A 312-nucleotide genomic window follows, 5' to 3' on the forward strand; every position below is an offset into this window, starting at 1 on the left:
GCAGCTCGACATGCTCGGCGAGGAGGTCGTGCCCGTCCTGCGCGAGGAGTTCGCCAAGGGACGCCCGGCCGGCGTGCCCGACGCGCCGACCCACCAGTCGCTGCTCACCGCGCAGACCGCGAAGAACGAGAAGAACACGCAGGACGCGCAGGGGAAGGAGGAGAGCACCGTATGACCGAGCGCATGAAGGTCGTCGTCGTGTCGGCGGGGCTGAGTGTCCCGTCCTCCACCCGGCTGCTCGCGGACCGGCTCGCCGCCGCGGTGAACCGTGCGACGCCGGTGGACGTCGAGGTGGTCGAGCTGCGCGACCTC

The 312-nt window shown here is 71.5% G+C and carries 1 protein-coding gene and 1 pseudogene; both read left to right on the forward strand.

Annotation, left to right across the window (positions count from 1 at the left end; translation table 11 throughout):
• A pseudogene (locus OO52_RS53890) lies at positions 1-175 on the forward strand (5,10-methylene tetrahydromethanopterin reductase); the annotation flags it as partial.
• Positions 176-183: 8 nt separating this feature from the next.
• The coding region (locus OO52_RS45740) for an NAD(P)H-dependent oxidoreductase (RefSeq protein WP_199820078.1) at positions 184-312 on the forward strand (129 nt) is incomplete at its 3' end.

The sequence above is a fragment of the Streptomyces flaveolus genome, assembly GCF_000716535.1.
GTDB lineage: Bacteria > Actinomycetota > Actinomycetes > Streptomycetales > Streptomycetaceae > Streptomyces > Streptomyces flaveolus_A.